This is a genomic window from Bartonella sp. AA83SXKL (genome assembly GCF_042196965.1).
GTDB lineage: Bacteria > Pseudomonadota > Alphaproteobacteria > Rhizobiales > Rhizobiaceae > Bartonella.
On record NZ_JBHIRG010000157.1, the window covers coordinates 1 to 770 of the forward strand.

Sequence of the window (770 nt, forward strand, 5' to 3'; positions counted from 1 at the left end):
GGTGCATTTACGAAAACATCGACCGAAGCAGTAAATGGTAGCCAGCTTTATTTTATGACTCAGGCATTTGCAAATTATTTTGGCGGTGGTGCTGGATATGATGAAGAGGGGAAATGGTCAGGTCCTACTTTCACGGTTAAAGTCTTTGATAAGGATGGTAATGAGAGTGAGAAAAAATATAATAATGTTGCAGATGCCTTTGCTGGCGTAAATAGTGCTTTCACAGCTTTGAATAATCAGATTATTGATATAAGGGATGGCGCTGCTATTGGTGAAAAACCTAAATTGGGAGATGGTCATTCGGATATTATTTCAGAAGGTTTTCCTTTTATGAGAAAATTAACCCGTTCCATAGATGAGTATGACATGGATGAGGAGGAGAATGACATAGACGAGGAGGATCTTGCGGTTAGCTATGATACCGATGATAGCGGAAAGAAAATCAGTAGCATCACTCTAAAAGGTGTCGATGACAGTGAGCCTGTTTTGATTACTAATGTTAAAGATGGAAAAATTGAACATGGCTCTAAGGACGCAGTGAATGGTGGTCAGTTATACGATCATACCGAGGAGCAGATGAAGATTACTCTTGAAAGTGCGAAAAAGTATACGGACGATCAAGTCAATAATGGTGTTAACGAAGCAAAATCCTATACCGATATGAAGTTTGACGCACTAAGTTATGATATTACGAATGTGCGCAAAGAGGCCAGGCAAGCAGCGGCGATTGGTTTGGCAGTGTCTAACTTACGTTACTTCGATGACCCAGG

At 40.5% G+C, this 770-nt stretch carries 1 pseudogene; it reads left to right on the plus strand.

What is annotated here, in order from left to right:
• Positions 1-770: pseudogene (locus ACFINO_RS10305) on the plus strand (hypothetical protein); the annotation flags it as partial.